At 60.3% G+C, this 14,204-nt stretch carries 14 protein-coding genes; 3 read left to right on the forward strand and 11 right to left on the reverse strand.

Translation table 11 applies throughout. The features are described from left to right. Nucleotide 1: 1 nt before the first annotated feature. From FFH90_RS04400 to FFH90_RS04420, 5 genes are all read right to left on the reverse strand, one after another. Nucleotides 2-955 (reverse strand): adenosine deaminase, encoded by a 954-nt coding sequence (locus FFH90_RS04400; RefSeq protein WP_138866733.1) that lies wholly within the window; start codon nucleotides 953-955, stop codon nucleotides 2-4. Between the two features lie 81 nt (nucleotides 956-1,036). Continuing rightward, complete coding sequence (locus tag FFH90_RS04405; RefSeq protein WP_138866734.1) at nucleotides 1,037-2,002, reverse strand: 2-oxoglutarate and iron-dependent oxygenase domain-containing protein; 966 nt, start codon at nucleotides 2,000-2,002, stop codon at nucleotides 1,037-1,039. Nucleotides 2,003-2,138: 136 nt separating this feature from the next. Next, complete coding sequence (locus FFH90_RS04410; protein ID WP_018928375.1) at nucleotides 2,139-3,221, reverse strand: BMP family ABC transporter substrate-binding protein; 1,083 nt, start codon at nucleotides 3,219-3,221, stop codon at nucleotides 2,139-2,141. A gap of 277 nt (nucleotides 3,222-3,498) precedes the next feature. After that, nucleotides 3,499-4,857, reverse strand: coding sequence for an 8-oxoguanine deaminase (locus tag FFH90_RS04415; protein WP_018928374.1), 1,359 nt, complete (start codon nucleotides 4,855-4,857; stop codon nucleotides 3,499-3,501). 198 nt (nucleotides 4,858-5,055) lie between these two features. Beyond that, nucleotides 5,056-5,742: an SDR family oxidoreductase gene (locus FFH90_RS04420; protein WP_138866735.1), complete on the reverse strand. Its 687-nt coding sequence runs from the start codon at nucleotides 5,740-5,742 to the stop codon at nucleotides 5,056-5,058. A gap of 92 nt (nucleotides 5,743-5,834) precedes the next feature. Between FFH90_RS04420 and FFH90_RS04425 the strand changes: the two genes are divergently transcribed. Next, nucleotides 5,835-6,248, forward strand: a complete 414-nt coding sequence (locus FFH90_RS04425; RefSeq protein ID WP_138866736.1) for a hypothetical protein — start codon at nucleotides 5,835-5,837, stop codon at nucleotides 6,246-6,248. On the opposite strand, the gene FFH90_RS04430 is transcribed toward FFH90_RS04425, so the two are convergent. From FFH90_RS04430 to FFH90_RS04440, 3 genes are read right to left on the reverse strand one after another with little or no spacing between them, the layout of a single operon-like run. After that, a complete protein-coding gene (locus FFH90_RS04430) occupies nucleotides 6,245-7,171 on the reverse strand; it encodes an ABC transporter permease (protein WP_019582313.1) in 927 nt (308 codons plus the stop codon). The genes FFH90_RS04425 and FFH90_RS04430 overlap by 4 nt on opposite strands. Beyond that, complete coding sequence (locus tag FFH90_RS04435; protein ID WP_018928370.1) at nucleotides 7,171-8,277, reverse strand: ABC transporter permease; 1,107 nt, start codon at nucleotides 8,275-8,277, stop codon at nucleotides 7,171-7,173. Before FFH90_RS04435 ends, FFH90_RS04430 begins: the two co-directional genes overlap by 1 nt. Nucleotides 8,278-8,288: 11 nt before the next feature. Continuing rightward, on the reverse strand, nucleotides 8,289-9,854 hold the full coding sequence (locus FFH90_RS04440; protein WP_138866737.1) for an ABC transporter ATP-binding protein: 1,566 nt from the start codon (nucleotides 9,852-9,854) through the stop codon (nucleotides 8,289-8,291). A gap of 30 nt (nucleotides 9,855-9,884) precedes the next feature. On the opposite strand from FFH90_RS04440, the gene FFH90_RS29920 reads away from it, so the two are divergent. Further along, nucleotides 9,885-10,061: a hypothetical protein gene (locus tag FFH90_RS29920; protein WP_155943496.1), complete on the forward strand. Its 177-nt coding sequence runs from the start codon at nucleotides 9,885-9,887 to the stop codon at nucleotides 10,059-10,061. Nucleotides 10,062-10,431: 370 nt separating this feature from the next. Here FFH90_RS29920 and FFH90_RS04445 read toward each other — a convergent pair whose 3' ends face one another. The 3 genes from FFH90_RS04445 to FFH90_RS04455 all read right to left on the reverse strand — a co-directional run bounded on the left by FFH90_RS04445 (nucleotide 10,432) and on the right by FFH90_RS04455 (nucleotide 12,702). Beyond that, nucleotides 10,432-11,013, reverse strand: a complete 582-nt coding sequence (locus FFH90_RS04445) for a YigZ family protein (RefSeq protein ID WP_019582316.1) — start codon at nucleotides 11,011-11,013, stop codon at nucleotides 10,432-10,434. A 7-nt stretch (nucleotides 11,014-11,020) separates the two neighbouring features. Further along, nucleotides 11,021-11,671 carry a TetR/AcrR family transcriptional regulator gene (locus FFH90_RS04450; RefSeq protein WP_018928367.1) on the reverse strand — a complete coding sequence of 217 codons (651 nt, stop codon included), beginning with the start codon at nucleotides 11,669-11,671 and terminating at the stop codon, nucleotides 11,021-11,023. Between the two features lie 110 nt (nucleotides 11,672-11,781). Next, nucleotides 11,782-12,702: a LysR family transcriptional regulator gene (locus FFH90_RS04455; RefSeq protein ID WP_138866738.1), complete on the reverse strand. Its 921-nt coding sequence runs from the start codon at nucleotides 12,700-12,702 to the stop codon at nucleotides 11,782-11,784. Nucleotides 12,703-12,828: 126 nt separating this feature from the next. Here FFH90_RS04455 and FFH90_RS04460 point away from each other — a divergent pair, with 126 nt between their 5' ends. Beyond that, the gene (locus tag FFH90_RS04460; RefSeq protein ID WP_018928366.1) at nucleotides 12,829-14,178 is read left to right on the forward strand and encodes an aspartate aminotransferase family protein; all 1,350 of its coding nucleotides are present in this window, start codon (nucleotides 12,829-12,831) and stop codon (nucleotides 14,176-14,178) included. The last annotated feature ends 26 nt before the right edge of the window (nucleotides 14,179-14,204 follow it).

Below are 14,204 nucleotides of genomic sequence, written 5' to 3' on the forward strand. Positions count from 1 at the left end.
TTTAAGGTTTCACCAACCGCGCATCCAGGCTGTTCTGCGCCAGACGCTTGGCCTGATCCTGGGTCATGCCCAGATCGGTGTACAGCGCGTGGAAGTTCTCGGTGACATAGCCACCGAAGTACGCCGGGTCATCGGAGTTCACCGTGACCTTCACGCCGCGTTCGAGCATGTCGAGGATGTTGTGCTGGGACATGTGATCAAACACGCAGAGCTTGGTGTTCGACAACGGGCACACCGTCAGCGGGATCTGCTCATCGATGATCCGCTGCATCAAGCGCTCGTCTTCGATGGCGCGCACGCCGTGGTCGATGCGCTGGATTTTCAGCAGGTCGAGGGCTTCCCAGATGTACTCGGGTGGGCCTTCTTCACCGGCGTGGGCCACGGTCAGGAAGCCTTCGTGGCGGGCACGGTCAAATACGCGCTGGAACTTGCTCGGCGGGTGGCCCATTTCAGAGCTGTCCAGGCCCACGGCCACGAATGCATCACGGAACGGCAGCGCCTGGTCGAGGGTTTTCTGCGCTTCGTCTTCGCTCAAGTGGCGCAGGAAGCTGAGGATCAAACCGCTGGTGATCCCCAGTTGCTGCTCGCCATCTTTCAATGCGGCGGCGATGCCGTTGAGCACCACTTCGAACGGGATGCCACGGTCGGTGTGGGTTTGCGGGTCGAAGAACGGTTCGGTGTGAATCACGTTCTGTTCCTTGCAGCGCAACAGGTAGGCCCAGGTCAGGTCGTAGAAATCCTGGGAGGTGCGCAGCACATCGGCGCCCTGGTAATACAGGTCGAGAAACTCTTGCAGGTTGTTGAAGGCGTAGGCCTCGCGCAGGGTGTCGACGTCGTTCCACGGCAGGGCGATCTTGTTGCGTTCGGCCAGGGCGAACAGCAGCTCAGGCTCCAGCGAACCTTCCAGGTGCAAGTGCAATTCTGCCTTGGGCAGAGCGTTCAGCCAGTCGTACATTTTTGAAATCTCATCAAGTGCAATGGGGGCATTCTACAGATGCCCGCCGAAACAATGAGTAAAACCTGACCAGCCGGTTCATTACACGGCTTCCTGTTCCCGTCGATAAGCGTAGGTGTCGGCAAAGCGCGAGAGCAAGAATTCGGCGCAAGTGGTGGCCGGATACTTCGCCGGATGCTGTTCGTCCTGGCAACCGGGCAGGCATTCGATGGGGGTGTCGGGGTGTGGCTCGGCAAAGAACGGCATCGAGTACCGATCCACTCCCAGCGGGCTGATCACCCGATGTGGCGTCGACAGGTAACGGTCGTTGCTCCAGCGCGCCATCATGTCGCCGAGGTTGACCACGAACGTGCCTTCGATCGGCGGTGCATCGATCCATTCGCCTTTTACGTTGCGCACTTGCAACCCCCCAGCGGCGTCCTGGTAGAGCAGGGTGATGCAACCGTAATCGGTGTGAGCGCCGGCACCTTGCTGATCGATGGAGCTGGCAGTGTGGCGCGGCGGGTAATGGATCATCCGCAGCACGCTGACCGGCTCTTTGAAACGGCTATCGAAGAAGTCACGCTCGATGCCCAATGCCAGGGTCATGGCCCGCAGCAGGGTTTGCGCGAGTGCTTGCATGTCGACGTAGTGCTGCTCCATCAGCGATTCCCAACCGGGCATCGACGGATGACGGTTGGGTCCGCGCAAGGGTTTTTCCGCCAGCACCTCGGGATGATCGGCGGGCAGGTGCAGGCCCATGTCGAAGGTTTCTTTCAGGTCGCTGGGTTTGCTCGGGTCGAGTTGTTCGGTGGCGATGGCGCCATAGCCGCGGTGGTGGCGGGTCCGGGTGATGTCGATCTTGAGTTTTTCGGCGGCGGGCAGGGCGAAGAAGCGTTGGGCATGGTCGAGCACTGCCTCGATGCGCGACGAAGCGATCGGGTGGCCCTTGATATAGAAAAAGCCCCATTCGCGGCAGGCGCGGTCGATGCCTGTGGCGACCGATTGCCAGGCTTGAGCGTCATCGCTGTAGAGCGGGGCGATGTCGATGATCGGGAGTTGGTTCATGAAGTGTTCCAGGCGAGGTTTTATGCTGGGGCCAAAAGATCGCAGCCTCGCTTCGCTCGACAGCTCCTACAGGTGTAAGTCAATCCATGTAGGCGCTGCCGCAGGCTGCGATCTTGGCGGTGTCACGGGTAAAAAATCACTTCGGCATCTCAGCCTTCATGCCTTCGACGTAGTAGTTCATCGACGCCAGTTGCGCATTGGTCGCGCTCACGCCCGCCGGGATTTTCTCCACGCCGGCCTGATCCTTGATCGGCCCGGTGAACGGATGCAACGCGCCGCTCTTGATGTCGGCAATGATCTGCTCGGCTTCGGTTTTCACTGCGGCCGGCACCAGGTCGCTGATTGGCAGCTCAACCGTGCCTTCCTGCAAACCGCCCCAGTAGTCCTGGGATTTCCATGCATGGTCGAGCACACTTTGGGTCGCCTGAATGTAGTGCGGGCCCCAGTCGTTGACGATAGACGTCAACACCGCTTTCGGCCCGAAGTGCGCCATGTCCGATGCATAGCCGACGGCATACACGCCACGCCGTTCTGCCGCCTGGATCGGCGCCGGGCTGTCGGTGTGCTGGAACACCACGTCCACGCCCTGATCGATCAGCGCATTGGCGGCGTCGGCTTCCTTGCCCGGATCGAACCAGGAATTGACCCACACCACTTTGATCTCGGTGCCCGGGTTGTATTTGTTCAGGGCCAGCTGGATGGCGTTGATGTCGCGGATCACTTCTGGAATCGGGAAGGAAGCGACGTAGCCGATTTTCTTGGTCTTGGTCATCTTCGCCGCAAGGAAACCGCCGACGTAGCGGCCCTCGTAAGTGCGTGCCAGGTAAGTGCCGAGGTTCTTGTCCTGCTTGTAGCCTGTGGCGTGTTCGAAGGTCACCTTGGGAAATTGCTTGGCAACTTTCAGGGTCGGGTTCATATAGCCGAAAGACGTGGTGAAGATCAGGTCGTACTGGTCCTTGGCCATGTTGCGGATCACCCGCTCGGCATCGGCGCCTTCGGCGACGTTCTCCACGTAGTTGGTGGTGATCTGGTCACCGAACTTCTCCGCCAGTGCCTTGCGTCCCTGTTCATGCTGATACGTCCAGCCGTGATCACCGATCGGGCCGATATAGACGAAGCCGACTTTCAGCGGGGCGGCAGCACTGGCGGTCAGGCTGGCGCTCAGACCGATGGCTGCGGCGACAGCGCAAAGCAGCTGCTTCAACGGACGTTTGTGCATGAACTGGAACTCCATTTTGTTGTGAGGTGTGCCGGGTCAATGCAAATTGCTGACCAACAGGACAACAAAATCCGGGACCGCATAACGGCATTCGCGGGCAAGCCTCACTCCTACAGGTTTTGCGTTGCACCCAATCCCGCGATAGGCACAATTCCTGTAGGAGCGAGGCTTGCCCGCGAAGGGGCCCTAACGACCACCACAGAACCATCCCGGTGCACCCTCGCGAATTCACGCCATCCGCTGGTGCGAGTGTCTCCCGCAATAGGTCTGCGTCGACTTAGACGCCGGCGATCAACTGCCGAGCCGCCTGGCTGTGATCGGCGATCAACCCTTTCAGATCCAGCCCCTCGACTTGCCCATCGATCACCCGCCACTTGCCGCCGATCATCACCCGGTCCGCCCGGTCCGCGCCACACAGCAGCAGCGCCGACACCGGATCATGGCTGCCGGAGAAGCGCAGTTCATCCAGTTTGAACAGCGCCAGATCCGCTTGCTTGCCCACCGCCAGTTCGCCGATGTCGCTGCGCCCGAGCAACTGCGCCGAACCCTTGGTGGCCCAGCCCAATACGCGTTCCGGGGTGATCTTCTCTGCGCCATAACGCAGACGCTGGATGTACAGCGCCTGTCGGGTTTCGAGCATCATGTTCGAGGCATCGTTGGACGCCGAACCGTCCACGCCCAGGCCCAGCAACGCGCCAGCGTCGGTCAACTCGATGGTTGGGCAAATCCCTGAAGCCAGGCGCATGTTCGAACTCGGGCAATGGCAAATACCGGTGCCGGCCGCGCCGAGGCGGGCGATTTCGTCGGGGTTGAAATGAATGCCGTGGGCCAGCCAGGTGCGTGGGCCGAGCCAGCCGACGCTGTCCAGATAATCCACGGTACGCAGGCCGAAGCGTTGCAGACAGAAGTCTTCTTCATCGAGGGTTTCGGCCAGGTGAGTGTGCAGGCGCACGTCGAGGGTGTTTGCCAGTTCGGCGCTGGCAGACATGATTTGCGGGGTTACTGAAAATGGCGAGCAGGGCGCCAAAGCGATCTGGATTTGCGCGCCGTCACCCCGTTCGTGGTACTCGGCAATCAAGCGTTGGCTGTCGGCGAGAATCACTTCGCCTTCCTGGACAGTTTGCTGCGGCGGCAGCCCCCCGTCTTTTTCACCAAGGCTCATTGAACCGCGAGTGAGCATGGCGCGCATGCCCAGTTCGCGGACACTCTCGACCTGCACGTCGATCGCATTTTCCAGGCCTTCCGGAAACAGGTAATGGTGATCGGCCGCGGTGGTGCAGCCGGACAGCAGCAACTCGGCCAAGGCGACTTTGGTGGCGAGGGCGAGTTTTTCCGGCGTGAGCCGGGCCCAGACCGGATAGAGGGTTTTCAACCACGGGAACAATGGCTGATTGACCACCGGCGCCCAGGCGCGGGTCAGGGTTTGATAGAAGTGGTGATGGGTGTTGATCAGCCCCGGCAAGATCACATGTTCGCGGGCATCAAAGACTTGTCCACAGGGTGCTGACGGTTGCTGGCCGACGCCGAGCACTTCGACGATCAAACCGTCTTGCAGCACCAGGCCGCCACGGGCATCGAGCGCGTTGGCCGTGAAAATGGCGAGGGGATTTTTTAACCAGGTACGGGTCGCAGGCATAGTGGCCGGCTCCTCTGAAAGTGGGGTTCAGGGTTGCCAGCTCAGTGTTGCCCTGTCTGCTGATCCAGGGTCGCCGCGGGGGCGAGGTGCGGAGTTTCAATCAAAAAAGCTTCGCGGGCAAGCCTCGCTCCTACAGAGTCATGCGTCGGACCTGTAGGAGCGAGGCTTGCCCGCGAAGGCGTCAAATCCAACACCCGATTACCAGGGAATGGTTTCACCCCGGTAGTTCACAAAATGATGCCCGCCCTTGCCGGCATACGCATTCACCTGATCGATCAACCCGCGGGTGCTGGTTTCCACATCGATGTCGGCACCTTCGCCACCCATGTCGGTCTTCACCCAGCCCGGGTGCAGCGACAGCACAGTGAGTTTCTGTTCGCCCAGTTGCGTGACGAAGCTGTTGGTCATCGAGTTCAGCGCCGCTTTGCTGGCCTTGTACAGCGCCAGCTCCGGCGCGTCGGGCATGGTCACGCTGCCCAGCACCGAACTCATGAACGCCAGCACACCGCTGCCTTCACGAATCTGCGCGACGAAACGCTGAGCCAGATTGATCGGCGCCACGGCGTTGGTGAAGAACAATTGACCGACCTCGGCCAGGGTCGCGCCACCCGGCGTCTGGACCTCCGGCCCCTTGACCCCGGCATTCACGAACAACAGATCGAAGACTTCACCCTTGAGCTGTTGGCTGAGGGCGATGACCGCTTGCTGATCGTCCATGTCGAGTTTTTCGATCCGCACTTTGCCCAACGCCTGCAAGGCTTCGGCGTTCTGCGGGTTGCGCACGGTGGCGGTGACTTGCCAGCCGTCGGCCAGCAGGGTTTTCACCAGACCGAGGCCCAAGCCCCGGGAAGCGCCGATGATGAGTGCGGTTTTTGCCGTGGACATGAATGGCTTCCTTGATGTCTCGAGAGGGCTTGACCTTGGAGCATACTCCAGGCTTTAGCCTTGTTGCTCCCTGAATGTATGGAGCAATGCCAATGTGGACTTCAACGCAATATCGTCAACTGGTGCGTGGCAGCGCGTGGTACGACCTGATCGTCACGGCGGCATTTGCCACGCCGTGGAGTTTTACGGCGTTGCATGGCGTGCTGTTAAACCTGAGTCAGACTTTCAATCTGCCCGGCGAGCTACCGCCGTTCGAGCCGGTGCACATGTTGATGGCGAATCTGTTGGGCTCGATTGTGTGCGTGTGGGCCGTGTTGCGGATTCGCGATCCGCAGCAAGTGTTTGGGCGGTATGACGCGGTGGGACGGCTCTTGTTTTCGGCTTGGCAGGCTTATGCCCTGGCCCATGGGGCGAGTTTACTATTGGCGATTTTCCTGGTCTTTGAACTAATGTGGGGTGTGGCCCAAGCGTTGCCTGTTCGTACGCCTTCGCGGGCCACCACTTAATGCCCCGCCCGCCACGGCTGCCCCAACGACACCGGCGCATACAATCGTGTGCGCACGGCATCCCGGGACAGCAGCACCAACACCACAATGGTCGCGACATACGGCAGCATCGCCAGCAGACTCGACGCAATCGCCAGCCCCAACCCCTGCGCCACCAAATGCAGGATGCTGGCGAGACCGAACAGATAAGCTCCAAGCAGCAACCGCCACACTCGCCAACTGGCAAACACCACCAGCGCCAGGGCAATCCAGCCGCGACCGGCGCTCATGTTCTCCGCCCACATCGGCGTATAGGCCAGGGACAAATATGCCCCCGCCAACCCCGCCATCGCCCCGCCAAACAGCACCGCCAGCGTACGCACGCGCAACACCGGCAAGCCCATTGCACTGGCGGCGTCCGGGCTTTCGCCGACCGCCTGAATAATCAACCCGACGCGACTTTTCACAATCACCCAGGCCACCAGCGCAAACAAGGCAAACGACAGATACACCAGCAGGTCCTGGGCAAACAGCATCCGCCCGATCAGCGGAATTTCACTCAGATAAGGAATCGCCAGCGGCTCGAAACCCGCCAGCGGTTTGCCGACCCACGCAGCGCCAACGAAGGTCGACAGGCCCACGCCGAAGATCGTCAACGCCAACCCTGTCGCCACCTGGTTGGCGTTGAACACCAGCGCCACCAGGGCAAACAGCGACGACAGCAACATCCCGGCGAACATCGCCAGCAACACGCCGAGCCAGAGGTTGCCGCTGTTCAGGGCGACGATAAAACCGATCACCGCCCCAAACAGCATCATGCCTTCCTGCCCAAGATTGAGGACGCCGCTCTTCTCGCAGATCAACTCGCCCAACGCCACCAGCAGCAGCGGTGTGCCACAGCGAACCATGGCATAAAAAATATTGCTCAGCAGATCGATATCCATCACAAGGCTCCTGCTTGTACGGCGGTGGTCGAGGTGCGCCGTACCCAGCGCAGGTTCAAACGTGGTCGGTAGAGAATCAGCACGTCACTGGCCAGCAGGAAAAACAGCATCATCCCCTGGAACAATTGAGTGATGGCTTGCGGCAGGTTCATGCTCATCTGCGCGCTTTCGCCACCGATGTACAGCAGCGCCATCAACAGGCTGGAAAACAGAATGCCGATGGGATTCAGCCGCCCGAGAAACGCCACGGTGATCGCCGCATAGCCATAACCCGGCGAAACCTGCGGCACCAGTTGTCCAATGGGCCCGGTGACTTCGCAAACCCCGGCCAGCCCCGCCAAGCCACCGCTGATCAACAGCGCCAGCCAGATCAGCCGCTTCTCGCGAAAGCCGACAAAACCCGCCGCGCGCTTGTCCAGCCCGAGCACTTTGATCTGGAAACCGACAAAGCTCTTCTGCAACAACACCCACACCGCAACCAGCGCGAGCAAGGCGAAATACACGCCCGCATGGACCCGACCATCCTCCATCAGCAGCGGCAAACGACTGGCATCGCCAAACATCGCCGACTCCGGAAAGTTGAACCCGGCCGGATCCTTCAGCGGCCCGTGAACGCAGAACAGCAGCAGGTTCAAAGCGATGTAATTGAGCATGATGCTGGTGAGGATTTCATTGGCGTTGAAGCGTGTGCGCAACCATGCCGTCAGCCCGGCCCATGCGGCACCGGCCAGGGTGCCGGTGAGCAGGATCAACACCAGCGCCCAACGGCTTTGCAGGTCGATGATGTTCACCGCCAATGCACTGCCGGCCAAGGCGCCGAGCAGCAACTGACCTTCGGCGCCGATGTTCCAGATCCGTGCCTGATACGCCACTGCCAGGCCCAATGCACAGAGCAGAATCGGCAATGCTTTGACCAACAACTCAGAGACCCCGTACAGGTCGCTGATCGGTGCAATCAGCAAGGTGTGCAAGGTCAGCAACGGGTCGTGGCCCAGCGCGATAAACAACAATGAGCCACAGCCCAGGGTCAACACAGCCGCCAGCAACGGCGAGCACCACAACATCAGGCGCGATTGCTGGCCACGGGGTTCGAGAGAAAGCAGCATGTGAAACTCCGTTAAAACGTTACGGGTGCAGGTGATTGGGGTGCATCGAACTGGCCGGCCATCCAGCCGCCGACATCGATCAGGCGGGTGTCGACGGTGGCTTGCAGTGCCGACAGCCGGCCGCCGCACAGGGCGCCGAGGCGATCGCTGATCTGGAACAGTTCGTCGAGGTCTTCGGAGATCACCAGGATCGCCGCCCCAGCGTCGCGCAAGGCGATCAGCGCCCGGTGAATGGTCGCGGCGGCGCCGACGTCCACGCCCCAGGTCGGGTGCGCGGCCACCAACAACCTGGGTTGCTGAAGGATTTCCCGGCCGAGGATGAATTTCTGCAAGTTGCCACCAGACAGGCTGCGAGCCGCTGCCTGGGCATCGGGTGTCTTGACCCCGAAGCGGCGGATGATGTCTTCGGCCAGTGCCTCGACTTTGCTGCGCTGGATCAATCCATTGCTGACCAGCCCTTGTTGAAATGCGGTGAGCAGGGCGTTATCCGCCAGGCTCAGTTCCGGTACCGCGCCATGCCCCAGACGCTCGGCGGGGACGAAGGCCAGGCCGAGTTTGCGTCGTGCATCCGGCCGCAGGTGCGCCACCGGTTGCCCGCCGAAACTGATTTTCGCCCCGTCATTTCCCGGCAGCCGTTCTTCACCGCTAAGCAAGGCCAGCAACTCATCCTGGCCATTGCCGGCCACCCCGGCGACACCGACGATTTCGCCGCTGCGCACCTCGAGATCAATGCCCTTGAGCGAGCAGCCGAACGGGTCCGGGTTGTGCCAGGACAATCCGGTCACGTTCAGAAACGCATCAGCCCCCCTGACCTTCGGATAGTCAGTAATCAGCTCAGCGGCTTCACCGACCATCAACTGCGCCAGTTGCTGGTCCGAACACTCGGCCGGCACGCAATGCCCGGCCACTCGTCCGCCGCGCAACACCGTGGCGCTGTGGCACAACGCACGCACTTCGCCGAGCTTGTGGCTGATGAACAGAATGCTGCAGCCCTCGGCGGCCAGTCGGCGCAACGTGATGAACAATTCGTCGGCCTCTTGCGGGGTCAGTACCGACGTCGGTTCATCGAGAATCAGCAGGCGGATGTCCTGCATCAGGCAGCGAATGATTTCCACCCGCTGACGCTCGCCGATGGACAAGCTGTGGACCAGTCGCTCCGGTTCCAGCGCCATGCCATAGCGTTGGGACACCTCGCGGATTTTCGGTTCAAGCTGCTTCGGCGTACCGGCCGCAGCGCCCATCGCCAAGGCGATGTTCTGCGCCACGCTCAGGGTTTCGAACAGCGAGAAATGCTGGAACACCATGCCGATCCCGAGGCTGCGGGCCTGGGCCGGATTGCGCATGGTCACGCGCTGGCCCTGCCAGATCATCTCCCCTGAGTCGGCGTGTGTGACGCCGTAGATGATCTTCATCAGGGTACTTTTGCCCGCACCGTTTTCGCCGAGCAGGGCGTGGATTTCACCGGGCGCAATGCTCAAGTCGATGGCATCGTTGGCCAGGCAACCGGGGTAACGTTTGCTGATTCTGCGCAATTGCAGGCGGGGTGTTTGATCGGGGGAAGGCGCGGGGTTGGACATGACAGGCTCGGGTCGCAAAAGGATATGCCTGTGGATAAAGCAATTTCCTGGCCATTGAGTCAGGAAATCGACAAAAGCCCGCTGGCACAGGCGTTGCGGACGCTGTCTCGACCTATTCCAACTCCTAAAGAGGCACCACTTGAGGGCAAGGTTTTTGATCAGGCTCCGGTTTTGCGCGCGATCAATTGGTCAAAAAACGAGCAATAGGCTGCAGGCATTGTCAGGCATGGGGCTGCGCCAGCCATGAACGGGTTATCCACAGCTTGTTCCACAGTATCTGTGCGCAAGCCGACCGTGTGGGCATAAGCACTGGGGGGCTTTCTTCTAATGGCGATAAACCACTCTAACTGATTGTTTTTACGTGGAATAAACGTCGCGGATGGCGAGTTGGACGAAAAATGAGCAAAGCCCGCAAAGCCGCATGACAGAAGGGTTACAGCAGAATGTGCTCAGGTTATCCACAGCCGGGTGCACAGCAGATGTGGGCAAGTGTCGAGAGCAAAGAAAATCGGGGTGCCCCAAAAGATCGCAGCGGCCACAGGCGCGTAGAGCTGCCGAAGGTTGCGATCTTTTGATCTTAACGCTGCAACAAAATACGCCCGCGACTTAAGTCCGCCAGCTGCGTTTGCAGCGTACTTATCTGCCCGTCGCCAATCGCCAATTGCAGTTCCACACCATTGGCCGTGAAGGTTTCCTCCACCACCAAACCACCCAGCTCCGCGACCCGAAGCTTCACCAACGCCAACTCGCCAAATGCACAGGCACAACTGACCGGCACCCGACTGATCAACTCGACTTTCGGTGCCCCTTGCAGGCATTTGTTGGCACTGCCGCCGTACGCTCGGGCGAGGCCGCCGGTGCCCAACTGGATGCCGCCATACCAGCGGATCACTACGACCGCGACCTGATCGCAATCCTGCGCTTCAATCGCCGCAAGGATCGGCCGGCCAGCGGTGCCACCGGGTTCGCCATCGTCAGTGCTGCGGTATTGATCGCCGAGCTTCCAGGCCCAGCAATTGTGTGAGGCGTTCAAATCACTGTGTTGCTCGATGAACGCCTGGGCATCGGCTGCGCTGGCGATCGGCGCGGCGAGGGCGATGAAGCGGCTTTTGCGAATCTCTTCGCGGTATTCGCAAAAACCGCTGAGGGTAAAAGGCATGGGTGTCTTAAATAGCCGGCGTCAGGCCGCAGCCTTTGAGAATGATGCGAATCAGGTTGCTGCCGGCGTCTTCCATGTCTTGCTTGGTCAACTTGGTGCGCCCGGTGACACGGCAGATCTGCGTGGCAAAGTCGGCGTAATGCTGGGTGCTGCCCCACAGCAGGAAAATCAGGTGCACCGGGTCGATCGGGTCCATTTTGCCGGCGTCGATCCACGCCTGGAACACCGCGGCCCGACCTTGAAACCAGGTGCGGTAGTCCTGGTTGAAATGCTCGGTCAGGCAATCACCGCCGCTGATGACCTCCATGGCGAAGACCCGCGAAGCTTGTGGCTGGCGCCGGGAGAATTCCATTTTTGCGCGAATGTATCGGGTCAATGCTTCTGCCGGATCGTCCTCGACGGTCAGGGTATTGAAGGTGCTGTCCCACAATTCAAGGATGTTACTCAGCACCGCCACGTACAAACCTAGTTTGTTGGTGAAGTAGTAATGCAGATTCGCTTTGGGCAACCCGGCTTTTTGCGCGATGGTGTTCATGCTGGTGCCTTTGAACCCGTGACGGGCGAACTCGTCTTCGGCGGCTTTGATGATGGTCTCTTCGTTCTTCTGACGAATGCGGCCGGCGGGTTTGCCGCCGTGGGCTGGGACTTCAAAGGTCATAGGCACTTCCGAACAGGTAGATGGGTGCAACCAGATGCGTTGATAGCGCACCCACGGGCCTCAGACAAGTCCTATGGCGATAAAACCTTGGGCACCGCTCCCACAAGCTTTCAGCGAGTCGCCGCCAGACTCTCCAAAAAACTCTCCAGAACCAGATGCGGGCGACGGCCCTTGCGTGTAACCGATGCCAGGTTCAGGTCATAAAAACGTGCCTTGGGTTTCAGTGCACGCAAACGGCCTTGCTGCACCCAGAGGCTGGCGTAGTGATCCGGCAGGTAACCAATGTAGCGCCCGGTCAGGATCAGAAAGGCCATGCCCTCGCGATCCGACGCACTGGCGGTGCAATTGAGCGCCTGGTAATGGGCCTGAATCTCGGCGGGCAAACGGAAGGTCGGGGCGATGGCGTCCTGGCTGTTGAGGCGCTCATCATCCAGTTGTTTGTCGTCGACATAGAACAGCGGATGGCCGACCGCGCAATACAGCAGCGAGCGTTCGCTGTAGAGCGGCTGATACTCCAGCCCCGACAACGCGCTGGCTTGCGGCACCACGCCGACATGCAAGCGACCGTCGAGCACGCCTTGTTCGACTTCATTGGGCGCAATCATGCGGATCTGGATCTGCACGTCGGGGCCGCGTTCCTTCAATTGGGCCAGGGCGTGGGTGATGCGCATGTGGGGCAGGGTGACCAGGTTGTCGGTCAGGCCGATGGTTAATTCGCCGCGCAAGTGTTGGTGCAGGCCGTTGACCTCGGTGCGGAAACTTTCCAGCGCACTTAATAGCTGCAACGCAGATTGGTAGACCTCACGGCCTTCTTCGGTCAGGGAAAACCCCGCGCGACCTCGCTGGCACAGGCGCAGCCCCAGGCGTTGCTCCAGATCGCTCATTTGCTGGCTGATGGCCGAGCGACCGATACCCAGCACCGATTCCGCCGCGGAGAAGCCGCCACACTCCACCACGCTGCGAAAAATCCGCAGCAGGCGGATATCAAAGTCACTGACTTGCGCCAGCGGATCGGGGCGACGGGTACTCATAGTTTAGTCCGGGCCTGACTGAAGGTTAGAAAAGTTGGATTTCACCGACTTTATCCCCGTGGCAATTTAGCTGCAAGAACGCTTTTGATCTCCACGCCGCTTATTTTGCCCTGCGAGGTTTTGCCCATGAACGTGCCTGAAAACGCCCCGACTTCCCTGGCCAGCCAGCTCAAGCTTGACGCTCACTGGATGCCCTACACCGCGAACCGCAATTTCCAGCGCGACCCGCGCCTGATCGTGGCGGCCGAGGGCAGTTGGCTGACAGACGACAAGGGCCGCAAGGTCTACGATTCGCTCTCGGGTCTGTGGACCTGCGGCGCCGGGCACACCCGCAAGGAAATCCAGGAGGCGGTGGCCAAGCAATTGGGCACTCTCGATTACTCGCCGGGCTTCCAGTACGGTCACCCGCTGTCGTTCCAGTTGGCCGAGAAAATCACCGACCTGACCCCGGGCAATCTGAATCACGTGTTCTTCACCGATTCGGGTTCCGAATGTGCAGATACCGCGGTGAAAATGGTGCGTGCCTACTGGCGCCTGAAAGGCCAGGCGACCAAGACCAAGATGATTGGCCGCGCTCGTGGTTATCACGGCGTGAACATCGCCGGCACCAGCCTCGGCGGCGTGAACGGCAACCGCAAACTGTTCGGTCAGGCGATGATGGATGTCGATCATCTGCCGCACACCTTGTTGGCGAGCAATGCTTTCACTCGTGGCATGCCGGAGCAGGGTGGTATCGCGCTGGCGGATGAATTGCTCAAGTTGATCGAACTGCACGATGCCTCGAACATCGCAGCGGTATTCGTCGAGCCATTGGCCGGCTCCGCTGGCGTGCTGGTTCCGCCGCAGGGTTACCTCAAACGTCTGCGCGAGATCTGCGATCAGCACAACATCCTGCTGGTGTTCGACGAAGTGATCACCGGTTTCGGTCGTACCGGTTCGATGTTCGGTGCCGACAGCTTTGGTGTCACTCCGGACCTGATGTGTATTGCCAAGCAAGTCACCAACGGCGCGATCCCGATGGGCGCGGTGATTGCCAGCTCCGAGATCTACCAGACCTTCATGAACCAGGCGACGCCTGAGTACGCGGTGGAATTCCCGCACGGCTACACCTATTCCGCGCACCCGGTGGCTTGCGCCGCAGGCCTGGCGGCACTCGACCTGCTGCAAAAGGAAAACCTGGTGCAGAGCGTGGCGGAAGTCGCACCGCATTTCGAAAACGCACTGCACGGTGTGAAGGGCAGCAAGAACGTCATCGACATTCGCAACTACGGGTTGGCCGGTGCGATCCAGATTGCACCTCGCGACGGCGATGCCATCGTGCGTCCGTTCGAAGCTGGCATGGCGCTGTGGAAAGCCGGGTTCTACGTTCGCTTCGGCGGCGACACCCTGCAGTTCGGCCCAACCTTCAACAGCAAGCCGCAGGACCTTGATCGTCTGTTCGATGCAGTCGGCGAAGTGCTGAACAAGATCGACTGATTCCCTCTTCTATATAAAGGCGTCCT

It is taken from the genome of Pseudomonas sp. ATCC 43928 (assembly GCF_005938665.2).
Lineage (GTDB): Bacteria > Pseudomonadota > Gammaproteobacteria > Pseudomonadales > Pseudomonadaceae > Aquipseudomonas.

Coding starts and splice junctions, on each gene's coding strand:
- FFH90_RS04445 (WP_019582316.1), bottom strand. CDS start 11,013: ATGCCTTTTACCCTCAGCGGTTTTTGCGAATACCGCGAAGAGATTCGC.
- FFH90_RS04440 (WP_138866737.1), bottom strand. CDS start 9,854: ATGTCCAACCCCGCGCCTTCCCCCGATCAAACACCCCGCCTGCAATTG.
- FFH90_RS04405 (WP_138866734.1), bottom strand. CDS start 2,002: ATGAACCAACTCCCGATCATCGACATCGCCCCGCTCTACAGCGATGAC.
- FFH90_RS04410 (WP_018928375.1), bottom strand. CDS start 3,221: ATGCACAAACGTCCGTTGAAGCAGCTGCTTTGCGCTGTCGCCGCAGCC.
- FFH90_RS04450 (WP_018928367.1), bottom strand. CDS start 11,671: ATGACCTTTGAAGTCCCAGCCCACGGCGGCAAACCCGCCGGCCGCATT.
- FFH90_RS04420 (WP_138866735.1), bottom strand. CDS start 5,742: ATGTCCACGGCAAAAACCGCACTCATCATCGGCGCTTCCCGGGGCTTG.
- FFH90_RS04430 (WP_019582313.1), bottom strand. CDS start 7,171: ATGGATATCGATCTGCTGAGCAATATTTTTTATGCCATGGTTCGCTGT.
- FFH90_RS04455 (WP_138866738.1), bottom strand. CDS start 12,702: ATGAGTACCCGTCGCCCCGATCCGCTGGCGCAAGTCAGTGACTTTGAT.
- FFH90_RS04400 (WP_138866733.1), bottom strand. CDS start 955: ATGTACGACTGGCTGAACGCTCTGCCCAAGGCAGAATTGCACTTGCAC.
- FFH90_RS04425 (WP_138866736.1), top strand. CDS start 5,835: ATGTGGACTTCAACGCAATATCGTCAACTGGTGCGTGGCAGCGCGTGG.
- FFH90_RS04435 (WP_018928370.1), bottom strand. CDS start 8,277: ATGCTGCTTTCTCTCGAACCCCGTGGCCAGCAATCGCGCCTGATGTTG.
- FFH90_RS04460 (WP_018928366.1), top strand. CDS start 12,829: ATGAACGTGCCTGAAAACGCCCCGACTTCCCTGGCCAGCCAGCTCAAG.
- FFH90_RS04415 (WP_018928374.1), bottom strand. CDS start 4,857: ATGCCTGCGACCCGTACCTGGTTAAAAAATCCCCTCGCCATTTTCACG.